The sequence below is a fragment of the Streptomyces javensis genome, assembly GCF_039525925.1.
GTDB lineage: Bacteria > Actinomycetota > Actinomycetes > Streptomycetales > Streptomycetaceae > Streptomyces > Streptomyces asiaticus.
Genome location: NZ_BAAAIF010000076.1, coordinates 22,401 through 42,671 on the forward strand (window position 1 = coordinate 22,401; position 20,271 = coordinate 42,671).

16 protein-coding genes and 1 pseudogene are annotated in these 20,271 nt (G+C 68.6%); 7 read left to right on the forward strand and 10 right to left on the reverse strand.

Features of this window, described 5'->3' with window-relative positions; genetic code table 11:
* Positions 1 to 203: 203 nt before the first annotated feature.
* The 3 genes from ABD329_RS40435 to ABD329_RS40445 form a co-directional block, all read right to left on the reverse strand.
* On the reverse strand, positions 204 to 794 hold the full coding sequence (locus tag ABD329_RS40435) for an antibiotic biosynthesis monooxygenase (protein ID WP_198275762.1): 591 nt from the start codon (positions 792 to 794) through the stop codon (positions 204 to 206).
* Between the two features lie 27 nt (positions 795 to 821).
* Complete coding sequence (locus ABD329_RS40440) at positions 822 to 2,261, reverse strand: aldehyde dehydrogenase family protein (RefSeq protein ID WP_198275761.1); 1,440 nt, start codon at positions 2,259 to 2,261, stop codon at positions 822 to 824.
* A gap of 157 nt (positions 2,262 to 2,418) precedes the next feature.
* Complete coding sequence (locus tag ABD329_RS40445; RefSeq protein WP_246618251.1) at positions 2,419 to 3,378, reverse strand: helix-turn-helix transcriptional regulator; 960 nt, start codon at positions 3,376 to 3,378, stop codon at positions 2,419 to 2,421.
* 70 nt (positions 3,379 to 3,448) lie between these two features.
* On the opposite strand from ABD329_RS40445, the gene ABD329_RS40450 reads away from it, so the two are divergent.
* Genes ABD329_RS40450 through ABD329_RS40460 form a run of 3 tightly spaced genes read left to right on the forward strand, consistent with a single transcriptional unit; the run spans position 3,449 to position 6,119 of the window.
* Positions 3,449 to 3,685 carry a hypothetical protein gene (locus tag ABD329_RS40450; RefSeq protein WP_246618250.1) on the forward strand — a complete coding sequence of 79 codons (237 nt, stop codon included), beginning with the start codon at positions 3,449 to 3,451 and terminating at the stop codon, positions 3,683 to 3,685.
* Between the two features lie 48 nt (positions 3,686 to 3,733).
* Complete coding sequence (locus ABD329_RS40455; protein WP_246618249.1) at positions 3,734 to 5,407, forward strand: hypothetical protein; 1,674 nt, start codon at positions 3,734 to 3,736, stop codon at positions 5,405 to 5,407.
* 55 nt (positions 5,408 to 5,462) lie between these two features.
* Positions 5,463 to 6,119 (forward strand): site-specific integrase, encoded by a 657-nt coding sequence (locus tag ABD329_RS40460; RefSeq protein WP_198278117.1) that lies wholly within the window; start codon positions 5,463 to 5,465, stop codon positions 6,117 to 6,119.
* A 90-nt stretch (positions 6,120 to 6,209) separates the two neighbouring features.
* Here the strand turns inward: ABD329_RS40460 and ABD329_RS40465 are convergent, their stop codons facing one another.
* The 4 genes from ABD329_RS40465 to ABD329_RS40480 are packed head-to-tail and all read right to left on the reverse strand — an operon-like array spanning position 6,210 to position 11,183.
* Entirely contained in the window at positions 6,210 to 6,758 is a 549-nt protein-coding gene (locus tag ABD329_RS40465) for a DUF6262 family protein (protein ID WP_198278116.1), read from the reverse strand.
* On the reverse strand, positions 6,755 to 9,250 hold the full coding sequence (locus ABD329_RS40470; protein ID WP_198278115.1) for a tyrosine-type recombinase/integrase: 2,496 nt from the start codon (positions 9,248 to 9,250) through the stop codon (positions 6,755 to 6,757). The genes ABD329_RS40465 and ABD329_RS40470 overlap by 4 nt, the downstream gene beginning before the upstream one ends.
* Positions 9,247 to 10,353, reverse strand: coding sequence for a tyrosine-type recombinase/integrase (locus tag ABD329_RS40475; RefSeq protein ID WP_344317709.1), 1,107 nt, complete (start codon positions 10,351 to 10,353; stop codon positions 9,247 to 9,249). The genes ABD329_RS40470 and ABD329_RS40475 overlap by 4 nt, the downstream gene beginning before the upstream one ends.
* A 50-nt stretch (positions 10,354 to 10,403) precedes the next feature.
* Positions 10,404 to 11,183 carry a tyrosine-type recombinase/integrase gene (locus tag ABD329_RS40480; RefSeq protein ID WP_246618576.1) on the reverse strand — a complete coding sequence of 260 codons (780 nt, stop codon included), beginning with the start codon at positions 11,181 to 11,183 and terminating at the stop codon, positions 10,404 to 10,406.
* A gap of 116 nt (positions 11,184 to 11,299) precedes the next feature.
* Between ABD329_RS40480 and ABD329_RS40485 the strand changes: the two are divergent.
* Positions 11,300 to 11,730 (forward strand): annotated as a pseudogene (locus ABD329_RS40485) (transposase); the annotation flags it as partial.
* A gap of 143 nt (positions 11,731 to 11,873) precedes the next feature.
* On the opposite strand, the gene ABD329_RS40490 reads toward ABD329_RS40485, so the two are convergent.
* Complete coding sequence (locus ABD329_RS40490; protein WP_198278113.1) at positions 11,874 to 13,058, reverse strand: serine hydrolase domain-containing protein; 1,185 nt, start codon at positions 13,056 to 13,058, stop codon at positions 11,874 to 11,876.
* A 243-nt stretch (positions 13,059 to 13,301) separates the two neighbouring features.
* Here ABD329_RS40490 and ABD329_RS40495 point away from each other — a divergent pair, with 243 nt between their 5' ends.
* Genes ABD329_RS40495 through ABD329_RS40505 form a run of 3 tightly spaced genes read left to right on the forward strand, consistent with a single transcriptional unit; the run spans position 13,302 to position 14,867 of the window.
* Positions 13,302 to 13,925, forward strand: coding sequence for a PIN domain-containing protein (locus ABD329_RS40495; protein ID WP_198278112.1), 624 nt, complete (start codon positions 13,302 to 13,304; stop codon positions 13,923 to 13,925).
* A 23-nt stretch (positions 13,926 to 13,948) separates the two neighbouring features.
* Positions 13,949 to 14,185 (forward strand): hypothetical protein, encoded by a 237-nt coding sequence (locus ABD329_RS40500; RefSeq protein WP_198278111.1) that lies wholly within the window; start codon positions 13,949 to 13,951, stop codon positions 14,183 to 14,185.
* Between the two features lie 31 nt (positions 14,186 to 14,216).
* Positions 14,217 to 14,867 carry a hypothetical protein gene (locus ABD329_RS40505; RefSeq protein ID WP_246618575.1) on the forward strand — a complete coding sequence of 217 codons (651 nt, stop codon included), beginning with the start codon at positions 14,217 to 14,219 and terminating at the stop codon, positions 14,865 to 14,867.
* Positions 14,868 to 15,376: 509 nt separating this feature from the next.
* On the opposite strand, the gene ABD329_RS40510 is transcribed toward ABD329_RS40505, so the two are convergent.
* Both ABD329_RS40510 and ABD329_RS40515 read right to left on the reverse strand, forming a co-directional pair.
* Entirely contained in the window at positions 15,377 to 16,111 is a 735-nt protein-coding gene (locus ABD329_RS40510; protein ID WP_309142763.1) for a hypothetical protein, read from the reverse strand.
* Between the two features lie 1,156 nt (positions 16,112 to 17,267).
* Positions 17,268 to 20,261, reverse strand: a complete 2,994-nt coding sequence (locus tag ABD329_RS40515; RefSeq protein ID WP_344317710.1) for a helicase associated domain-containing protein — start codon at positions 20,259 to 20,261, stop codon at positions 17,268 to 17,270.
* Positions 20,262 to 20,271 lie beyond the last annotated feature (10 nt).

Consider the following 20,271-nt stretch of genomic DNA (forward strand, 5'->3'; position numbering starts at 1 on the left):
CCCCACCACCGAGTCGACCGTGCCGGAGATCGCGGACATCATCCCCCGTACGGGAGATGAGACGGACGTCGACCACGTCTTCGTCGTCCATCCACCTGGCCGACCAGGGTGTGGACCAGGCCCTGGAACTGCTGCGTCTGACGATGGAAGTGTCCCGCTGAAAGCCGAGCCGCAAGACGGCGCGGTCCGCCCAAGGGGCCGCGTCATCGCGTCGGTCCCTCGCGCGCGGTCGAGGTGGCGGCATAGAGCCAACGGCGAAGGACGAGGGTCACAGCCGGCATCATCAGATACGTCATCAACGTACTGAACAGCAACGCGAGCACCAGCACCCGCGCCACAAGCGGCCAGGCACGGAGCGCCGGCCCCAAAAGACCGTTGCCGAGCAGGGAGATCGGGAGCACGGCCGCGAAGGCGGCGAGCGCCATCTTCCACCGAGGCGGCGCCGTCGTGGGCGTGTCGTGCGCAGTGGTGAACAGGGTCTCCATTCCGGAGAGTTCGCGACGCGCCACCTCGCTCTGATGGTGGCCCTCGCAGTGGTCGAAAAGTGCGGCCCGCTCAGGTGACGTCGTCCAGTGCCGCGCGGACTCCTGGTCGCGGAACCGGTGGATCAGAACCCATGGCCCGGCGGCCGTGGCAGGCCGGAACAACCCGTCCCCCAGGTGTCCGGGAAACGCTGAGGCCGTGTCGGTCACCCGCCCGAACCACTCCCGGAAGTCGTGCTCGTAGCCGGGTTCCACAGCGCGCGCGGTCAGCAGGGTGACGTCGGCCGGGCCGACGTCGTCCGTCTCGGTCATCGATTCTCATTCCGCCGTCGAGAGCTGTCAGAGCTGCGGTGCCACATGCACGAGGTGCTTGGTCTCCTGGAATTCCTCGATCCCGCGGATGCCGTTCAGGCGGCCCACTCCCGACTGCTTGAAGCCGCCCTCCTCGAACTGGTCGTGGACCATGGCCCAGGTGTTGGTCCAGACGGTCCCGGCCTGCAGTTCGCGGCCGACGCGCAGGGGGCGGTCGACATCACGGGTCCAGATGCTCGCGGCCAGGCCGAACTCGGTGGCGTTGGCACGCGCCACGGCGTCGGCCTCGGAGTCGAACACCTCGAAGGTGGCGACCGGCCCGAACACTTCGCGCTGCACGATCGGCGATGACACGTCGGTGACCTCGATCAGGGACGGGCCGAGGAGCGCCCGATCCCGCTTGCCCCGCACGAGGACGGTGGCGTAGTCGGCCGCGGCGGCCACGGTCTGTTCGACCCGTTGGGCGTTTCCTTCGTCGATCATGGCGCCCATCTCGCTGGCGGGGTCGTCGCCGGGCCCGACCCGGACCGTTTCGAGGGCGGCGACGAGCCGCCGCCGGAGTTCGTCGGCCACGCCGCGCTGGACCAGTATCCGGCTGCCCGTCATGCAGAACTGGCCCGCGAACATGGTGACGGCCTTGGTGAGCACGGGCACGACGACGTCCAGGTCGGCGTCGTCGAAGACGAGCATCGGCGTCTTTCCGCCCAGCTCCATGGACAGCGTTTTCAGCGTCGGGGCGGCCTGTTCCATGATCACGCGGCCGACCGCGGTGGAGCCGGTGTAGCTGATCACGTCGACGTCCGGGGAGGAGACCAGCTCCGGAGCCCCGGTATTGCCGCTCTCGGTGAAGACGTTGAACACGCCCGGGTCCAGGCTCGGCGTGTCGGCGATGATCTCGCTCAGCACTCCGTTGACCAGGCCGGTCTGCGCCGGCATCTTCATGACCACGGTGCAGCCGGCGGCCAGGGCGGGTGCGAAGGATCGCGCCGAGAGGATGACCGGTGAGTTCCACGGCACGATCACCGCGGCGACGCCCGCGGCTTCGCGCAGGGTCATCGAGTACATGCCGGGCCGCACTTCCCCGGCCCTGCCGTGGTCGGTGAGGGTAAGTGCCGCGTGGTAGCGGAGTTTGGGGATGGTGCCTTCGACTTCGAGGGCCGCCTCGGCGAGTACTTTCCCGTTCTCCCGCGCCAGGAGGGTGATCAGTTCGTACTTGCGCTGCTCGAGCCGGTCGGCCAGTTCGTGCAGCGCTGCCGCACGCCGGTGACGGTCGCGGGACCAGGCGGTGGAGTCGAAGGCCCTTCGGGCCGCGGCCACGGCGGCCCTCGCCTCCCGCGCACCGCCGTCGGCGAAGGTGCCGAGCAGGCCGTTGGTCGCGGGGCTGCGTGACTCTCCGCGGGAGCCGGAGTCCTGCCACTGCCCGTCGATGTAGTGGCGCGCGTGGGGCAGGGTTTCGGATGTGGGCATGAGGTGACCTCTCGTCATGCGTCGCACGGCGTTTCGCCGCGGGCGCGGAACAACGTCAGCGACGCTACAAGTCGGGGCCGGTGCGCGAATCGGGCGGGCAATCCGTTGTTTTCCGCCGGAGGCGTCGTGCGCCCGTTCCGCCGCGGCCTCCCTGGGCTCACGGCGGCTCACAACCGGCGTGGAGGTTGCTCAGCTCGGTTCGGGTGTTGATGCCGAGCTTGGCGAACACGTTCCCGAGGTGGTGGCCCACGGTGCGGTGGCTGATCCGCAGCTGTACGCCGATCTCGCGATTCGTCAGCCGTTCGGCGGCCAGTTGGGCGACTCGCTGTTCCTGGGCGGTGAGCCGGTTCATCGCCCTGGTGTCCGAGCTTCCCCGGCGTCCCGGCGCTCCGGTGAGGTCCTGCTCGCGCTGCGCGCGTTGGCGCAGCGGCTCGGCACCGAGCCGGTCGAACGCCTCCAAGGCGGCGCCGCTCCGGACGCGCGCATCGGTCCGCCGGCGGCCCCGTCGCAACCACTCGCCGTAGGACAACTGAGCGCGCGCGTAGAGCAGCGGGTGAGATCGGGCACCCGGCACGTCGAGTGCGGCCCGGAAGGCACCCTCAGCCCGGGCGCCGCCGAGGAGCCCGCGCGTGACGTGCGCGGCACAGCGGGCCCACGGCGCTCCCGTGCGCCGCGCCCAGGCTTCGAGCACCCGTACCCGTTCGTTCGCGAGGTCGCTTCTGCCGACGCGCACGGCCGCCTCGGCCGTGTCGAGGGCGGCCAGGAGCGCGAAGGTCGGGTGTTCCGCACCACGGCCCGGCTCGGTCAGGCGCACCAGGAAGTCCAGTGCTTCCTCGGGACGCTCGCGAAACAGCGAGGCCATGCCGCGGTTCCAGTACACGGCGGCGCTCAGCGCGCGGACGCCCTGCGGGAGTGACGTCTCCAGAGCCCTGGCGGTGGCCTCCGCGACGGCACGTTCGTCACCACGCACCGCGGCGAGCCAGCCCAGGCTGGTGCGGCAGTGGGAGGCGATGTGGTCGGCACCCAGGTCCTGGGCCAGCCGCAGTCCCTCCGCGGCCGAGGACTCCGCTTGCGGCCAGCGGCCGGCAGCGTTGTCGAGCATCGCGGTCGTCCCCATCGCCTACGCCCTCTTTGCCCTCCTGCTAGGCGTCGTGCTCGGTGTCGTGAGCCGCCGCACCGTGGCCGCCATGGGCGCCACTCTCGCAGCCTTCGCGGCGGTGCAGATCGTGATGCCCCTGTGGATCCGCCCTCACCTGGCCGCATCTGCCACAGCGGACATCGCATTCACGCCCGGCACGCTGGCCGAGCTGCGCTTCCTCGCCTGCCGTGTCTACGCCGTCATGAACCAGGCAGACGAGGCGATCGCCTGGCTCCTGAACGATGAACGCAACCTGCGCCTGGGGTGGCTGAGCAGCGCGCGCTAGGCCTCGCGTGAACTCATCGAGGCAACTACGCCCCATTGCAGTGACGAGATGTTGGAACGTCTGACCGTGATGCTGCTCGACTTCTACCCGGCGTGGGAACGCCGACGGCAGAAGGGGCAGCGCAGCGCCTGGGGCTGGAGCCAGTACGAGCTGCTGTCGGCGATCTGTCCCTCGCGCCGTAGCGCCGCGGGACGCCGCCGACTCGTCGAATGGGAACGCAAGTTCCCTGGCCAGGTCCCGTCGCCACCGACACCAATCCAGTCCGGGGTCGTCGGCTCGCCGGTCAGTGACCATGCGGCCCGGCACATGACCGATGAACAGTGGCACCGAGCCCTGAACAAGTACGCCGAGCCCCAACCCGAACGACTCTGGCCTCCTCAAGGGGGCGCTCACGAACTGGCCCAGACGCTGAGCAGCCGCGCGCAGCAGGAACCCGAGCGCTTTACCAACTTCGCCTTCATGCTTGGCCCGGACGCACCAGCCACCTACCTGTGCGCGATCGTGGGAGCGGTCACGCCTCACCTGGACGCCGGCCGCTGGGGGCAGTTGGCTCTCCACACCCACCAGGCCCTCGGCTCCGCCGCCGCGCCCACAATCTGCCGCGCCCTGCAGTCGGCTCCGCAGAACTTCACCGCTGCTTCGCTGCCAGCCCTCGACAGCTACACCATGGATCCCCACCCCGAGCAGGACATCCGCGATGCCGATGCCAAGGGAACCCGAACGGATCTGCTGACCGCTGGCATGAACGCCACCCGCGGCCAGGCAGCGCTCGCCGTTGCCGCCCTGCTCTTCCACGGTAGTGAGCACCTCCGCGCCTTGACGCCCCTGGTCGCTCGCCTGGCCAACGACCCTGTGCTCGCGGTCCGAGTCTGTGCCGCCCAGGCCGTGCTGGCCCTGATGCATCATGACCCTCAGATTGCGCTGGATACCGCTGAGCAACTCCTGAACCACCAGGACGCCAACGTCTACAACGCCTCCACCACCCAACGGCTGCTCATCAACACACTGGTCCGTGAGTCCTCACGTTTCGCTGCCCACCTCGCCCGGGCCCTCCAAGGGCCGGGCGATACGGCCGAACTCGCTGGCCAGTCTTGGGCTGTTGCCACCATCCAGGGATGCCTCACCCCGGACCTCCCGAATAGCACGCACGAACTCAACGCCCTCGCCCGCCGTGGGGCGGCAACAGTCTTCGCCAACAACATCGACCACTACCCGCACCTTGTCCCGCTGTTCAACGACGCAGTCCCCGACGTGCGAAAGAACGCCTCCCAGGGCATGCGGCAGGCATTCGACCTGCTTCCTGCGCAAGCCGACGAACTCGTCAGGGCTTTCCTCGACAGCGACGCGTTTCCCGACCACCTCGAACATCTGGCCTTCGCTCTCTACGACCACACTGGCCCCCTTCCCGCCGTGGCTATTGATGCCTGCGAGCGCATCGTCCAGCACGCGGGCAAAGACCTCGGCGACCTGAGAACCCACCGAGCAGCGGACGGCCACTACCTGGTTTCGGCGGTGCTCCGCCTCTACCGCCAAAGCCCGCGGCTCCAGCGGATCCGATGCCTGGACATCATCGACAGTCTGTCGCAAGCAGGTGCCCACGGGTTGAACGCGGCTTGGAGAACGAGCGCTGACCCGACGAATCCCTGTCTCTGGGCTTGCCGAGAATTATCTGGGCGAGGGCCAGGGGCGGGGGATGTTTGTTTGGGTTGTCGCCTGCGGTGATGGTGCTGGCCTGAGTGCGATACGCCCCGGTGTTGGTGGTGGTTGTGTTTGTCCTGTGGATGCCGAGTTTGTGGCGGAGCGTGCTGTTTCTCCGGTGACGGGTGTGGTGCGGTGGGTGGTGGTCGATGCCCGTTCGTTTGATCTGCAGGCGGAGGCGGTGGCGTTCCTGGCGTCGTTGCGGGCGCGGGGGTGTTCGCCGAACACGGAGCGCGCGTATGCGGGGCGGGTCGCTCTGTACTTGAGTTACTGCCGGATGCGGCGGCTGGACTGGAGGACTCCCGGCTTCCTGGATCTGGCTGGGCTGCAGCGGTGGCTGGTCGAGATGCCTGTCCCGCCCCGTGTCGGCCAGGTGCGGCCCGGTTCTGTTCGCTACCGGTCGCGGGGGACGGCGAACGTGATCATGACGGTGGTGGGGGAGTTCTTGCGGTTCGGTGCCGCGCACGGCTGGGTGCCGACCACCACGACGGCGTTGCTGTCGCAGCCGAAGCTCCTGCGCTGCACTCCGCCCGGCTTTGACAGCGGGGAGTCGGGACAGCAGCACCGGGTCGAGGCCGCCGCGTTCCGCTTCAAGGTCACCGAGTCTGGCTATGAGGACCTCAGTGACGAGCAGATCCGCCGCATGATCGCTGCGGCTCCGAGTGCCAGGGACCGTTTCCTGATCGCGTTGCTGGCCTGTACCGGGATGTTCTCCGGGGTTCGAGCTCTGTCTTAGCGGCTCGTTCCTCGCGTTTGTGCAGCTCAAAGGCTGATGCAGGAACGCTATCGAGTGCGACAGGTGTAGTGCAACGCGGCTTGCAGGGGTTCACCTGTTGTGGTGAGCGGTGTTGAGCTCGGTCATGAGCTCGCGGTTGGTCGCGCGGGCGGCAGCCAGGTCGTCATCGCGTCCTTCGAGTTGGGCACGCAGATCGAGGACCTGCTGTTCGAGTTCTGTGATGCGCTGTTGGAGGGCGTCGATGTCGATGGGGGCGCCGAGGCCGGACTCGCGCCAGACCTGTGCGCCGAGGGCCTCGGACAGGCGTTGTTCCAGGAGCCGGTTGCGCGCGTCGAGGCGGACGGCGCGTTCGTGGGCCGCAAGCAGGTCGGCTTGGAGCGAGGCGCGCGAGACGACAGGCCCGATGGCGGTTGCGTCGGCTGGCGGCACGGCCTCGGCGGCGTGGACCTTCTCCAGCAGGTCGTGGTGCCGGTAGAGGAAGCTGCGATCGACTCCGGCGGCGCGGGCGATGCCAGAGACAGTGATCTCGATGCCTTCGGCCGCTGCTTGTTCGATCACGGCGGTGACGCGTTGGCGGCGGCGAGCGGAGTCCGCTTGGCGTCCCTTGCGCATGCTGTCGCTGCGTGGGGTTGTGGTCATGCGTTTTCCTTCAGAGGCGCGGTGGGCCCGACGCGGAGAGTGGGCATGCCCAACGACACGGCGCGGTGCTTGCGTACCATCGCGACTGCCTCGTCGATGCGGGTCTGCTCTGCATCGTCGAGACCGGACAACCCGGTCTTGATCCTGCTGATCAGGCGTCGGATCCGCGCGATCTCCTGCTCGGTGGGAGTGGCATCAAGCCGGGCCCACTCGTCGACGCCGTCGACCGCGGCGGCCAGTCGCTCCCTGGTGCGTAGCAGATCGTCCAGGTAGACGGTCAGATCTGGCAGAAAGGAGACGTCAGTGCGGAAGTGGTCGCAGCCCACGCAGCGGAACCGGATCGGGCAGGCCCCGCCGCCGGCTTGGACGTTGGAGGGCTCGGTGCAGCGGCCGTAGGGGACGGCGACTTCGCCGAGGGTATAGCGAGCGTGTTCGGACTCAAGCAATGCCGCCGCCTGGTGCCAGATCCGATTGCCGTGGCGGTCGAAGCTCAGCGCGGTGACCTTGTCGACGGCGTCGCGGCGGCGGTCTTCGCCGATGCGGTAGTACCCGCGTGTGACGTTGAGATTCCGGTGATCAAGCAGGTCGGCCAGGACGTCGATGGGCACTCCGGCATCGGCGTGGCGCTGGGCATAGGAGTGCCGATAGGCATAGGGCACCGCCCGTGCGCTGTCGAATGTCACGCCGTCGCGGGTGCGCAGTTCGCCCAGGCCGTCCACCCAGAGGCGGTGGCGGCCTTCCGGCATGGAGATCGTCATCGGTCTGCGGCCGTCAGGGTTGCGCCTGGGGGCTGGCAGCAGTTTGAGCTCGGCGATCGGGGTGTCGCCGAACTGGTCGCGGACCCGCTGCTGTTGGCCTGTGATGACGGTGGCGGTGGTGGTGCTGATCGGCAGGCGGCGGCCCAGGCGGTCGGCCTTGGCGTTGTCGTAGACGAGCACGGGGCTGCCGTCCTTGTCGTGTCGCAGGCAGTCGAGCGGCAGGGCGACGATGTCCTCGGGGCGGCGTCCGGTGTCGATGGCGATCTGGATAGCGGCCTTGACCTCGGCGGGCTCCAGGCTGTTCAGGTTGGCGCAGAGCACCGTCATGATCTCGGCGGGCAGATCGCGGCCGGGTTCGCCGCGCTCGGGCTCGGCGGGGATGTCGCCGATGCCGATGGTGAACGTGCCGGGCAGCCCGGCCGCGACCTGCCCGGCCCGGGTCAGACCGCGGGCGTGGATCCCGGCAAGGGCCGCGCGGGCTCCGCGACAGATCACGTTGCGGCGGTATCGGCTGATCTGCCCGGTCGATTCCAGGAAAGCAAGCCGGTTCAGGAAGTTCTCGATGTCGGACCGGCCGAGGGCCGCCAGGTGTTCTCCCTGGTCGGGTCGCAGGTGCAGGACTTCGGACAGCCGCGCCAGTGCTTTGACCTTCTCCCGGACGTTGTTGGCGCCGGCGCCGCGGTGGCGGGGCAGTTCCTCAGCGGCCCACAGCTTCGCTGCGGCCCGCAGCCAGCTCTGGCGGATCCCGGTGAACGACAGCCGCCCGGGATGGCCGAAGACGCCCAGGTCCCAGTGGTCTTTCGGCTGCTCGCTGCCGGGGTCGGCCAGCGCCCGGCGGATGTCGCGGATCAGGCTCCGCGCCAGTGCGCGGGCGGGTCTGCCGGCGCGAACCCGGTCGACATCGCACTGTGTGATCGATACGGCTTGCTGGTGGCGCAGCGAGTCGGTGACCGCGCGAAGGCTCACCTCGTTGACCTTGGCCCCGTTGCAGACCCGTTGCTGGAGGCCGAACAGCGTCTCGACGACCACCAGGTCGGGCAGTCCTCGCAGGCTGACATGACCACTCTCGGCAACCGCCGACGCGGTGAGACACCAGTTCCACTGGTCGGTCCCTGGGGCGCGACCGATGATCGCTCGCCATCTGACATAGTGCGTCGGACACAGGCCGTGCTCGCTCTCGGCGCGGCGGACGCAGGCTGCGACGATGCACGGCCCCAGCGCCGATAGCGGCTTAACGCGGGGATCGGCCAGGAACCTCTCCACCGACAACCCTGGGGTGCGGCGCAGGCGGCGCAGATGAGCCTGGCACAGCCCGATCCGCGTCCGCGACCGGCCGCCCGCCGGCGACATGCGCAGGCAGCCAGCAACGGCGCACTGGGACGACACCGGCGGGGCTGATGGCAGCTGTGTGGCGGCGGCGATGTCCTTCAGGCTCATTCCGGCCTTGGCCAGCCGGGTGAGGCACCGATGACACAGGCCGCCGCTCTTGGTGCCGTGGGCGGTGGCCTCGCATCCATCCACCCGACACAGCGTCCGTCCCAGCAGCGGGTGCCGCGCGGGAAGTGACAACAGCCGCACCGCCGGATCCCAGCCAGCCTCGGCCAGGAACGCCGGATCCAGCAGCCCGGCCAGTGTGGCAGCCGCCCCGGACAGTACGGCACCGTGAAGCACATGCGTCATCGCATGCGACGCCTCGGCTGACGGCGCCGCCGTCAGCGGCATCGCGGCGGTCATCGGATGGCTCCGGCCTGCTCGCGCGGGCTGGGCACCTGGTCGACCGCGGCCCGCAGCCGGGAGGAGTCAGGATGCACATAAACCTGCGAGGAGCTGATGGACGCGTGTCCGAGCAGTTCGGCGACCACGTCGACACCGCATCCGGCGTCGGCGATGTTGCTGCCGCAGGCGTGCCGCAACTGGTGCGGCCGGACCTGAGCCGCCAAGCCGGCGCGGGCCGACAGCGCGGCCAGCAACTCACCGATTCCATCCGGTCGCATGGGGGCGCCGATCTGCCCGGCGGACAGGTTCACCAGCACAAAGTCGCTGTCCGCGGCCTGCCGAACCCGCAGGCGTTCGAACTCGTAGGTGTCAAAAGCGCCGACGGTGACGAAGTCCAACGGGACCGGTCGCTGTCGTCGGGACTTCGCCCAGGCCCCGTTGGGGTTGTCCTCTCGCCGGACCACGTGCAGATGAGCCCGGGCGATCTCGCAGCCCAACGCGCGGGAGTCGAACAGCAGATGGGCATCACTGCGGCGGAGCCCGCACAATTCGCCGCGGCGCAGCCCGGCCCGGGCCATCAGCAGCACGATCAGCCGGTCCCGGGCCGAGCGGCAGGCCCGCAGCAGCGCGAGGATGTCCTCCTCGCTGGCCCGGTCCACCGCCGTCTCCGGCTCGTGCAGTCGATGGCGAGCCCGCATTCGCCACGTCATCGACCCGTCCTCGCTGCGGGCGGCCGTCGGCAAGTCGCAGTCGTCGGCGACCTCGTAGAGCAGCGGCACCAGATCCGAAGGCCCCTGGCCCTCGGCGACCGCGTGCACCACCATGCCCCGCACCGCGGTGAGCACGCCGTTGATTCGCGATGGCGAGCGCGCCGCCCGGCCGCCGGGGCCGGCCAGTACCACGGACGCGCGGGCTGCCGAGCCCGAAACGCTCGGCCCGGCATGGGCCAGCCACGTCATGAACGACCCCAGATGCCCGGCGCCGGTCTGCCAGGACCGGCCCGTCCTGACACACCAGCGCAAGAACAGCGCGATCGCGTGCGCGTACGCCTTCGTCGTGGACTCCGCTCCGTCGCGCCCGAACCGCTGATGCCTCAGGAAACCGTCGGCGACGGCTACCACCTGCAGATCCTCATCCAGCACCGTCCAGTACCGCTGACCGGACGGCAATCTCACCGGAAAAGCCCGCACTTGTCTTCACTCACTCCCGGTTGACAGCCTGAAGGACTATCAGCCACGAGCACCACACCCCCGGAGACGTGCCGCACCATCGCCTCGATCCATTCGATCAAGCGACATAGCACAACAGGTTGCGAAACCCCGGAGAAGACCCCGGTGTCCAGCAAAAGGGAGAACAGCAGCCGGTCCCGCAGGTGTTCGCACCCGTCGAGGATCTTCTGGGCCTGGGCGGCACTCAGCACGCGGGGACGCTTGCGGCCGGACTTGAGCTTGATGGTCCGGGTCCGCTCGGGCCTGCCGGAGGCAATGTGCGCCAGGAACGGCTTGTAGGAGGTGGCCGCTGAGCGGTGCCGCCCAGCCGGACGCATCATCACCAGCAGATTGGCGACCTCGATGCCGCTGCGGGCGTGGAACTCGTAGAACGTGCTGACCGCGCCGAGCTTGCGGTTCACGCTGGAGGCCGTGCAATGGTGCTCGACCGTCGGCAGCACCGCCACCGTCCCGTTCCGGGCCACGGGCGGCAGCCGCAGCCAGGCCACGAAGGCGGCCATCACCTCCAGATCCACCGACTTCCAGCCCAGCCCTCGGCCGTCGAGGTAGGTCCACCAGTCCTTGAGATCGTGGGCGTACGCCTTGACGGTGTTCGGCGACCGCTCGATCGCCGACAGGTAGGCCAGGAACGACTCCACCGGATCGACCGGCACCAGATCAACGCCCAGCAGCGTCCACGACTCCGTCGTCGACCCGGGTGCCAGCACCTTCTGTACGCGCATCGCGCATCCGCCCCTTCCGTGTTGGACGGCGGCAGATAACCGCATCCACCACGGGAGTTGGGGGACCTTCAGAGCGCTTCACGCGCATGAAGGACACGCCCGTGCGGGCTCAAGATAACGGTCGCAAGCGCCACCTGGTCGTCGACACCCGAGGACTTCCCCCCGTGGTCATGGTCACCTCCGCCGACCTGCACACTCCGCTGCGGCGAAGGAAGTCCTGTTCCGCCTGCGCCTGATGCACCCCGAAATCACGATCGTGTGGGCCGACTCGGCTTACGCCGGGAAGCTCGTCGACTGGGCGAAACAGCACCTCAATCTGACGATCAAGCCCGTCAGCCGTCCCAAGGACGCATCCGGCTTCGTCGTACTCCCACGTCGTTGGGTCGTCGAACGCAGTCTTGCGTGGATGATGCACGCCCGCCGGCATGCACGGGAATATGAACGGCTCGTCCAGCACTCCGAAACTTTGATCACCTGGGCCGCCATCACCCTCATGACCAGGCGCCTGGCGCGCAAAGGCGCCACTCCCAGCTGGCCGAGGAAACCGGCGTCTGCCGGGGGCTGACCGCCCTACGTTCCTAGGGGTATCGCCGAGGTGAGCCCAAGAGGGGCCTGGGGCGAGGTGGTGCGCGGCGTTCATCTGCGGCACCAGTGAGCGTCGCGCCGAGCTCACCGCGACGACGCGCCCGCTCACCGGGTGCTGGGGCCGCCGGCGCACAGTGCGTGGTCGATCAGGGCGCTGGCCGCGTTCTCCTGCTCCAGTATGTGCTCCTTGGTGTCACCGCGGGCCTCGGACATGGAGACCACAGCGCTTCGACGCCCGTCATCGGTGACGCCGTTGAGGGTGATGTAGCCGCCGTCCCCTCCCTCGTGGCTCCAGTAGGTTCCTCCACACTTCAGGGGGCGTTCGACCAGGCCGAGTCCGTACCGGCCGTCGGGCCACAGCTCTTGGACCGCCGCGCTCACGGGGACGGTCTGCTTCATCTTGGCCAGCTGCCGGGCCGGCAGTAGGCGTCCGTCGAGCAGCGCGCGGAGGAAGCGGTTTTCGTCCCGTGTGGTCGTGACCCACGAAAGGTTCTCGTAGTCCACCGGTATCTGGTCGGTGACGTTCACCCGGGAACCGGGGCCGAAAAGCTGGTAGGCCTGGGCGTGAGGGCGGGGCAGGGTGGATGAGGTGCCCATCCACCGGGTCTGGTTGAGGCCGAGCGGGCGCAGGATGCGGTTCTCGATCTCTTGGTGGGCGGGTTGACCGGTGGCCTTCTGAATGATCATGTCGAGCAGGACGTAGCCGGTGTTGGAGTACGCCCAGCCCTCGCCAGGCAGGAAGTCCTCTGGCTCGTGGGCCATGGCGAGGTCAACCAGTTGCTTGGGTTCGTAGACGTTGTGGCGCTGCTGGTAGTACTCCTCCGGCGTGGTGTATCCCGGCAGGTTGTCGCGGATGCCGCTGGTGTGCTGGAGGAGTTGGCGGATGGTGATTCGAGTGCCGTCGTTGCCGTTACCCTGCACCACTCCTGGCAGCCAGTGGTCGACCGTGTCGTCCAGGGACAGCTTGCTCTCGGCCTTCAGTTGGAGGACCACGGTGGCGACCAGCGTCTTGGACGTGCTGGCCATGCGGAAGTAGCCGCTGGAAGAGACCGGGCGACCGGTGGTCAGGTCGGCGGTGCCGCTGGTGGCGACCGACTGCCGACCGTCAGGCCCAATGACGCGGGCCTGCACACCGCTGACATCGAGGGCGTGGATCGTTGCGGCATCCTGGCGTAACTGCTCCACGAGGGAGGGACCGGCAGGCTGGGCGACGGCCGTGCCCGCCTCTGCGGCGAGGAGCGTAGCGACACCGATTGCCATGGCGAGGTGCTTTCGCAGAGTCGAGGTCATGGTCGAACGCTAGTTTCGCTCCAACGGGGGCGCGATCCGGCGCACCCCAAGATCAGAACGGGGGATAACCCCCGGTGCGGGCCGTCACCAGTCTGACGCTGACCTGCCGGGCGCCGTGTGACGGTTCTTAACCCAACCGGCACCGCCAGGGCACCCGGATGAGCCCCCACCAGGCTCGTTACGAACCATGGGATGAGAAACGCGCACTGAGGGCTTGTCAGTAGCGTGCGACATCATCGGCAGATGGCCACGCAAGCAGCTCCACCGACCTACCTGGATCGCCTCCGGGCGGACCTGGACCTGATCGAAGCGGACTTCGTGCAGATCCTCGCGGACTCGCAGATCCGAAACACCGACCCCAACCGGGGACGCGACTACGTGATGCACCTTGGCGCTCCGAAGTGGGGATGGGTGCCCAGCAGCCCCGAACTCGAGGCGCGACGAATGCAACTGCTGGGGCGCGTGCGGGACTGGGAGCCGCTGTTCCGCCTGCTTTTCCCACATCCGACTCCCGAGGTCACCAAGCGCCTTGAGGAGAACCTTGACCTACTGCGGCGCTGGCTTGAGCGCCCGCGTGACAAGACGGTGCCGGCCACCATCGACAAGGCCACCGACCACGTGCGCGACGCAGTGACCACGCTCCGGGAACTGGGTGAGCTGCTGCCCTCTGACCCCTGGGCGGTGCGCTTGGTGGTCGACACGAACGTGCTGTTGGACGACCCCGACGTGGCGATCTACACGCCGTTGCTGGGGAAGCGGTACATGGTTCACCTGATGCCCGCTGTCCTGCGGGAACTGGACGACCACAAGCGCGCCGGACGCAACCCCGATATTCGGGAGGCGGCAAGAAGGCCGACCGCCGCCTGAAGGGACTGCGGACCAACGGCGACGTGCGGCGCGGCGTCCGAGTCGCCGGCGATGTGCACGCCGTCTTCGAGCACATCGAACCCAAGGGCGACGGGCTGCCGAACTGGCTGGACCTAGACGTGCCTGATGACCGTCTGGTGGCCTCCACCTTGCTGCTGCAGTCCCGGCATCCCGGCTCTTCCGTATACGTGGCGAGAGACGACATCAACCTCCAGACGAAGCTCGCCGCAGTCGGACTGCCATTCATCGAGACACCATGAACGGACGCTCCGCGCTACATACGCTCAGGACATGACGATGACGCCGCAGGAGCTCGAGGACCAGAAAGAGACCCTGGAGCTGATCAACAGCGAACTCGCGGCGCGTCTGGCACGGCAGTCGGAGTCGGGTGCGAAGGTGGACACGAAGGCGGTCTTCCTGGTCGGCTTCGCGGGGACAGGCGCCCAGTTCCTGGCCTCCCGGAGCTTCGAGCCGTTCACCGGCACCGCGGCCTTCGCGGCGTACGCGGTGGCCGTCGGCTTCGGCATCTCGGTCTTCAACCTCGCCGAGTACGAGGACATCAAGCCGCGGCACGTCCTGGACACCTACGCGCGCTCGGAGAAGGGCGCGACGCTGGGGGCCCTGGCCGGAACGCGGGTGGGGATGTTCGAGAAGAACGCCCGCCTGCACCAGCGGAAGACGAAGCGATGGACGGTCGCCCTGGCCGCTGTCGCCGCCGGGATCGTCCTCTCCACTGTCAGTCTCGTGCTGCACACTGGCGACCATGACAGACACACAGAACCAGGGGAACGAACCCACCCCCACCTCCTCCTCCGCCTCCTCCGCCCAGCCTCACTGACTCCCTGGCCAACCCGGCTCTCGTCGGGACGGAGAAGAGGAATGAAGGCAAGCCCGCGCGCAACAGGGGGGGCCGCCCCGGGACAGACCGTCGAACGGCGCTGACCCGCGCCGCGAGAGCGGCCCTCGCCATTGCGGCGAGACAGTACGAGACCCCGGGCATCTGCGGCCCGGGGTCTCTCTGTGCTCTGGGATGTCCGACCGGTTCAACGGCCCGCCGGCGGGAGCGTCACGCCCAATCCACGCCCAGCTTCCGCAGCGCGTCCATGTCCAGGAACGGTATTTCTGATCAGTAGTGGGTGGTCTGGTCTGCGTTGATCAGTTTGTGGTGTTTCTGTGGTTGGGGGATTGCGGTGTGTCAGTAGCTGTAGTGGTTGTGGGGGCTGTGTTTGAGGGAGGGTCTGGCCTGCGGGTTTGTGAGGTAGCTGTTGGGTGATCAGGTTGTGTCATCTGTGTTGTGCGGGGTTCAGATTCAGTGTTCGTTGGTATGCGGCGGCGTTTGGACGGGCTGTCTGTTTGAACTGGACTTTGCCGGGATGCTCGTCTCTATCGCCTCTGTTGACGATCACGTGTTCGCCGGGCTCCGGGGTGTGTGTCCGTGAGGCCGTCTCGGGTTACAGGCTGTGGGCCCATGTGGGGACGGGGCAGGTGTGGATGTCGCCGAGTGCGAGGTGGAGGGGGCCGAGGAGGCGGTGGGCGAGGCTGGGGGAGAGGTCCTCGATCGCGAGTGCCATGGCGGCGAAGCACACGGACTTTTGTTCGTCTGAGAAGTCCGTCACGCGTTTGCCGTGGGTGCGGGCTGCTCGGTCCAGTGCTGTTTCGGTGTGTTTGATCAGCGCGTTTTTCAGTGGGGCCCGGTCGGTGTTCGCGGCGAGGTCTTGTGCCTCGTACCAGGCTGGGTCTTCGCGGTCGGTCGGCCATGCCTTGTTGTAGGAGCGGCGCAGGGTGAGGACTTCGTCCCAGGTCAGCTTTTTCAGCCGGGCCAGCATTGCGGCCGCTGTTCGCCCCTGGGGTCCCAGCGCCCACCAGGCCGGCACGCGGAACCAGATTGTCTGGCCCCAGGTCCGTCCGGAGCGTGCCTCGTCGTCGCCCGGGGTGAGGCTGAAGATCCACAGCCCGAACGGGATGTCGTTCGTGAACGGCAGGTAGGTCGCACCCGATGCGTACGGGGCTGCCCGGTGCCACGGCTGCTTGCGGTGCCGCAACGCGACGCCGGGCGATTCCTCGAGGAGGATGCTGCGGCGGTCGCGCAGCGCGGCGGCGTAGTCGGCCAGGTCGTCCTCGAAGCCGTGGCCTGAAGGGCGTGTCACCTTCCAGCCCCAGTCGGCCGGCAGGCGGTTGGGATCCACTCCTGCGGCTGTCCAGTCTTCCCACCCTAGTCCGGGCACTTGATCCCCCTCCGCGACAGCGCTGGAGATATATCTTGGAACATCCTGGAGCGGGCGTGCCTGGCGGAAGCCGGAAGAGTGGCGGCGTCGGGCTGGGCGGGTGGGCCGTCGATGTGCGAGATCGCCCAGAAGTGGGGGATCGCCCAGGGGCCGGATGGCCTCTCGGCCATCCGGCCCCGTCGTGTTGCGCCCGGAGAAGGTCCTGGGTGTCCTTGTCTATGCGGCTGCTGGTGGCTGGCTGCCGCTGTCTGGGGCTGTGGGTGGTAGTGCTCCTGGTGGTGGGTCGGGTGGTGGCTGGGGGGTGGTGGTGGGGGCTGTGGCTTGCCGGTAGCTGATGATGGCTTGGATTCTTTTTTCGGGGTCTGTTATCTGGTCGAGTGTGGCGGCGAATTTCTCGTCGAGGTGTGTTCCTTTTCGCTGTCGGGCGTGTTCGAGGATGAGGCTGGTGAGGGGGACGGTGAGGTATGCCGTGATGACGGTCGCTCCTACGGCCCACCAGGGTGCGCCGCCCAGGGCGCCGGCGAGGACGGCGGGGAGTCCGGCCAGGAGTCCGGTGAGGGGGGCGAGGGAGGACGAGTTCATCGCGTGGATGCCCTTCCAGCACGTGACGGCTGGGCCGCCTCATGCCTGAACGAGCCGTGCGGGGACGGCTGGGACGGGGAGAGGCGGCACAGGTGTGCCGTGGTGTGGGGGCATGCCAAGGGCCGGCGCCGCCGCGGGGCGGGCCGGTGGTGTTTTACGGCAAGCCTGTCAGCCCCTTGGGAGGCGGGTTCGCTGTTCCCGTGGGGTGGTTTCGAGGGGGTGTTCGGCGGTTTTTGCGGGGAAGGTTTTCTTCGGCTTTTTGGGCAGGGTGGGCTACATGGCGAAAATAACAAAAAGAATGCTTATGAAGCCCTTAAGCCGGTTCATTTAACCTTTTCCGCGCCGCCTTTCTCTTGCTCGCTGGCCTCACGCACCCTCCTGCGGGCACACCAGACGTGCTCACCAGTATCGGTCATCGCGGCGCCGTCCGTGGCCTGTTGAGCCAGATCAGCACCAGAAGTTTTCCCCGGCTGCGGCCGGCTGAGGGAGTCGGCCGACCGGAGTCGGTGGCGCCATGCCGGTCAGAGGGGAACGTTCAGACGCTGATGAGGTCGGCTGCGATGAGGAGGTGCTGCTGGTCGGGGTGGAGGAGGGGCCAGCTGCGTCGCTGTCTGGTCAGCCAGCGGCGGGTGGCGGGGGTGTGGGGGTGGGTACGTACACGCTGGTAGGCGCGTTGCCAGACCATGCCCCAGGGCGGGTTCCACCAGGGGTCGATAGCGGTCAGAGCACGGGCTGCGGGGGTGAAGCCTGTTTTTCTTGTCCGGTAGCGCTGCTTGTTCAGCCATCGACCGAGTGGGAAGCCGTCCTGGGTGGTGTCGCGGGGGACGGCGAGGTGGCCGTGGGTCTCGGCCCAGGTCTGGGCGTGTTCTACGGCGGTACGCCAGGGGTGCGCGCGGCGGGTGCGTGCGTGGGCGACCTCAGGCGTGATGCCGATCAGCGTCAGGAGGTGCTGCTGGCCGGGGTGGAGCTGAGGGTATTGCATGCAGGCCCGGGTGATCCAGGAGCCCAGGACGGTGCCGGGGGAGGGGACCAGCGCGGCGGGGTCGAACGGTTCGCCCGCAGCGATGTGGTCGCGGGCGCGGTAGTAGTTGCGCTGCCAGTGCAGGTCCCACGGTGGGTTCCACCAGGGGTCGATCGCGGCGATTTCGGTCAGGTGGGGTGAGGGCGGCATACCGGCTCGGGCGCGTTGTTTGGCTCGGTTGCGTTGGCTGAACAGCCACATGCCCAGGGGGTAGCCGTCGTGCAGGGTGTCACGGGGAGCTGCGAGGTGGTCGTGTTCAGCGTGCCAGGCTCGGGCGTGTGCCAGGGCTGTTTCGAAGCCTGGTCTCAGATCGGGGCGGTGGCCAAGGCGGCTGCCAGGCTCGCGGGGACGCTTCGGCTCGGCGGCACGCCGTGCACGACGCGGACCGGTGGTGGTTGCGGGATCTGCAGCCCTTCTGGCGTGGCCTGCCTTGCCTTCCACAGCCGGGGCCGGGGCCGCAGCCGGTCTCGCCGGGGTTGTAGGTGCATGTTCCCGGGCGCTGCGGGCTACCTCGGTGGTGATGTCGAGGGCGGTGAGGAGTTGCCGCTGTTCGGGGTGGAGTTCGTCGTACTTGGAACACTGGCGCCACAACCAGTCGGCGGCACCAGAGTCGTCGAGGTCATTGAAGCCGTTCTCGGCCTGGAGGGGGTGGCCAGCTGCGGCGTCTCGGGCCCGGTAGTAGTGACGCTGCCACCGCAGGTGCCAAGGTGGGTTCCACCAGGGATCGATGTCCTTGAGGGCCTGAGCCCGGTCGGCGGGCATGGGCTGGCGGTTGGAGCGCCGGTGATTGCGCTGGTTGGCCAGCCACTGACCCAGCGGGTAGCCGTCGTGCACGGCTGTGTGGGTGACGACGGCGAGGTTGCCGTGGACGTCTGCGAACGCGCGGGCATGCGCCAGCCCTACCTGGAAGCGTTCTGCGTAGCTGCGTCGTCTGGGGCGGGCGGCGGCCGCCGCCGCGGGGTCGATGCCGATCTGGGTCAGGAGGTGTTGTTGTTCGGGGTGGAGGCCGGGGCAGCGGGTGCACTGCAGGTAGAGCCATTCGCCGAGGCTGTAGCTGGTGGTGGGGAAGCCGTGGGATGGCTGGAGCGGGCCGTGGGCTTCGGCGGGATCGCGGGCCTGGTGCCAGGTGCGTTGCCACAGGGTGCTCCATGGCGCGTTCCACCACGGGTAGAGCGCGTGGAGGGCGGCGGCTTGGTGGGCTGGCATTCTGGCGTGGCTGGTACGCAGGTTGGCGATCCATTGGCCCAGGGGATAGCCGTGGGGGATGTCTTCTTTCGGCACGGCCAGGTGACCGTGCCGCTGGTGGTAGGCGTGGGCCTGGGCCAGGCCCTTTTGGAAGGCTTGCTCGGCTTGGAGGCTGTGGCCGCGCAGCCGCTTGATCACGTGTGGCGCGGGCTGCTCGCCGTCACCGGTCGATCCCTGGGGGAGGAGGTCGCTGAGAGGGCGGGGGCGGTGTGCCGAGTGCACCCTCCACAGCCTCTTCTGCGCGGTGGCCTCAGAAGAGGCACGGATCTTCACGCAGGAGTGGGCCCAAGTGAACAGCGGTCCGTGGGTGACGGCGGCGAGGCGGCGGGCGAGCCATGGCCGCTGGAGCTCATGGGCGAGTTCGGCCAGCAGGGCGGGTAGCTCGCCGAGACGGTAGGGGAGATGGCCGCGCGATGCGGCGACGGTGCGCTGCTGCAGGGGGCGGCAGGCCAGCAGGCAGGCGAGGACGACGGTCTCGGGATAGGTGATCAGGCCGCGGGCGGCCACCTTCCACCAGCCCGGATCCGCGTCGTCCGGCCGCGTGGCTTCCAGGCGGGCCGGCCACGCCCGTTCTTCGACGGGCCAAGGCTGGTCCCACCAGGAGTTGGTGACGGCGCGTGCGACCTCGAAGGCCCGCGCTCCGGTGGGGGAGCGGCGTAGCAGCCTCACATGCCGTCGCTGGGCGCCGACCACCTCCAGGCACCGGCCAAGGGGCACGGGCAGGCCGCTGGTGCCGGGCAGGTACAGGAGCCAGTAGAGGTGGCGTGTGCACACGCGATCCTCAGGTGCCAGGTACCGGCGTGCGGGCACGCGGCGTCCGGTGCGGGCGACGGTGCACGCGGGACAGGCCGGGCCCCAGGCGGCGACGGTCTCCTCGCCGCGCATCAGCCGACCGACCGGACCGGCCCTGTACTTGCCGCACGGCTCTTCCCTCGTCCACGCGGGCAGGGCCCGCCCGAGCACCCGCGGTGGAACGCGGCACAGCGTGGCAATACGTGCGCGGGCCTGGGCGTTGAGGTGGATCTCGCTGTCCGGGTACAGCATGCCGGTGAGGCTCTGCAGGCCGCCGACGTCGGTGACGGCGGCGAGCAGGTCGCGGATGGTGAGGTGGTAGCGGCCAACGAGCCTGGTCAGGAACGACAGCGTCCGCTCTCCCTGCAGCGGAGCCACCCGTCCTGCCGCGCCGCAGCCGATGGCGGGCACGACCGCGCCGGATGCTGCGGGCGTGCGGCTGGGCGCGGTGGTCCTGAGCTGGTGTGTCACGCCGGATGCC

Bases quoted from the DNA above. Each gene is read 5' to 3' on its own strand.
- ABD329_RS40435 (WP_198275762.1), bottom strand. From the start codon at position 794: ATGACCGAGACGGACGACGTCGGCCCGGCCGACGTCACCCTGCTGACC.
- ABD329_RS40440 (WP_198275761.1), bottom strand. From the start codon at position 2,261: ATGCCCACATCCGAAACCCTGCCCCACGCGCGCCACTACATCGACGGG.
- ABD329_RS40445 (WP_246618251.1), bottom strand. From the start codon at position 3,378: ATGGGGACGACCGCGATGCTCGACAACGCTGCCGGCCGCTGGCCGCAA.
- ABD329_RS40450 (WP_246618250.1), top strand. From the start codon at position 3,449: ATGGGCGCCACTCTCGCAGCCTTCGCGGCGGTGCAGATCGTGATGCCC.
- ABD329_RS40455 (WP_246618249.1), top strand. From the start codon at position 3,734: ATGTTGGAACGTCTGACCGTGATGCTGCTCGACTTCTACCCGGCGTGG.
- ABD329_RS40465 (WP_198278116.1), bottom strand. From the start codon at position 6,758: ATGACCACAACCCCACGCAGCGACAGCATGCGCAAGGGACGCCAAGCG.
- ABD329_RS40470 (WP_198278115.1), bottom strand. From the start codon at position 9,250: ATGACCGCCGCGATGCCGCTGACGGCGGCGCCGTCAGCCGAGGCGTCG.
- ABD329_RS40480 (WP_246618576.1), bottom strand. From the start codon at position 11,183: ATGCGCGTACAGAAGGTGCTGGCACCCGGGTCGACGACGGAGTCGTGG.
- ABD329_RS40490 (WP_198278113.1), bottom strand. From the start codon at position 13,058: ATGACCTCGACTCTGCGAAAGCACCTCGCCATGGCAATCGGTGTCGCT.
- ABD329_RS40495 (WP_198278112.1), top strand. From the start codon at position 13,302: ATGGCCACGCAAGCAGCTCCACCGACCTACCTGGATCGCCTCCGGGCG.
- ABD329_RS40505 (WP_246618575.1), top strand. From the start codon at position 14,217: ATGACGATGACGCCGCAGGAGCTCGAGGACCAGAAAGAGACCCTGGAG.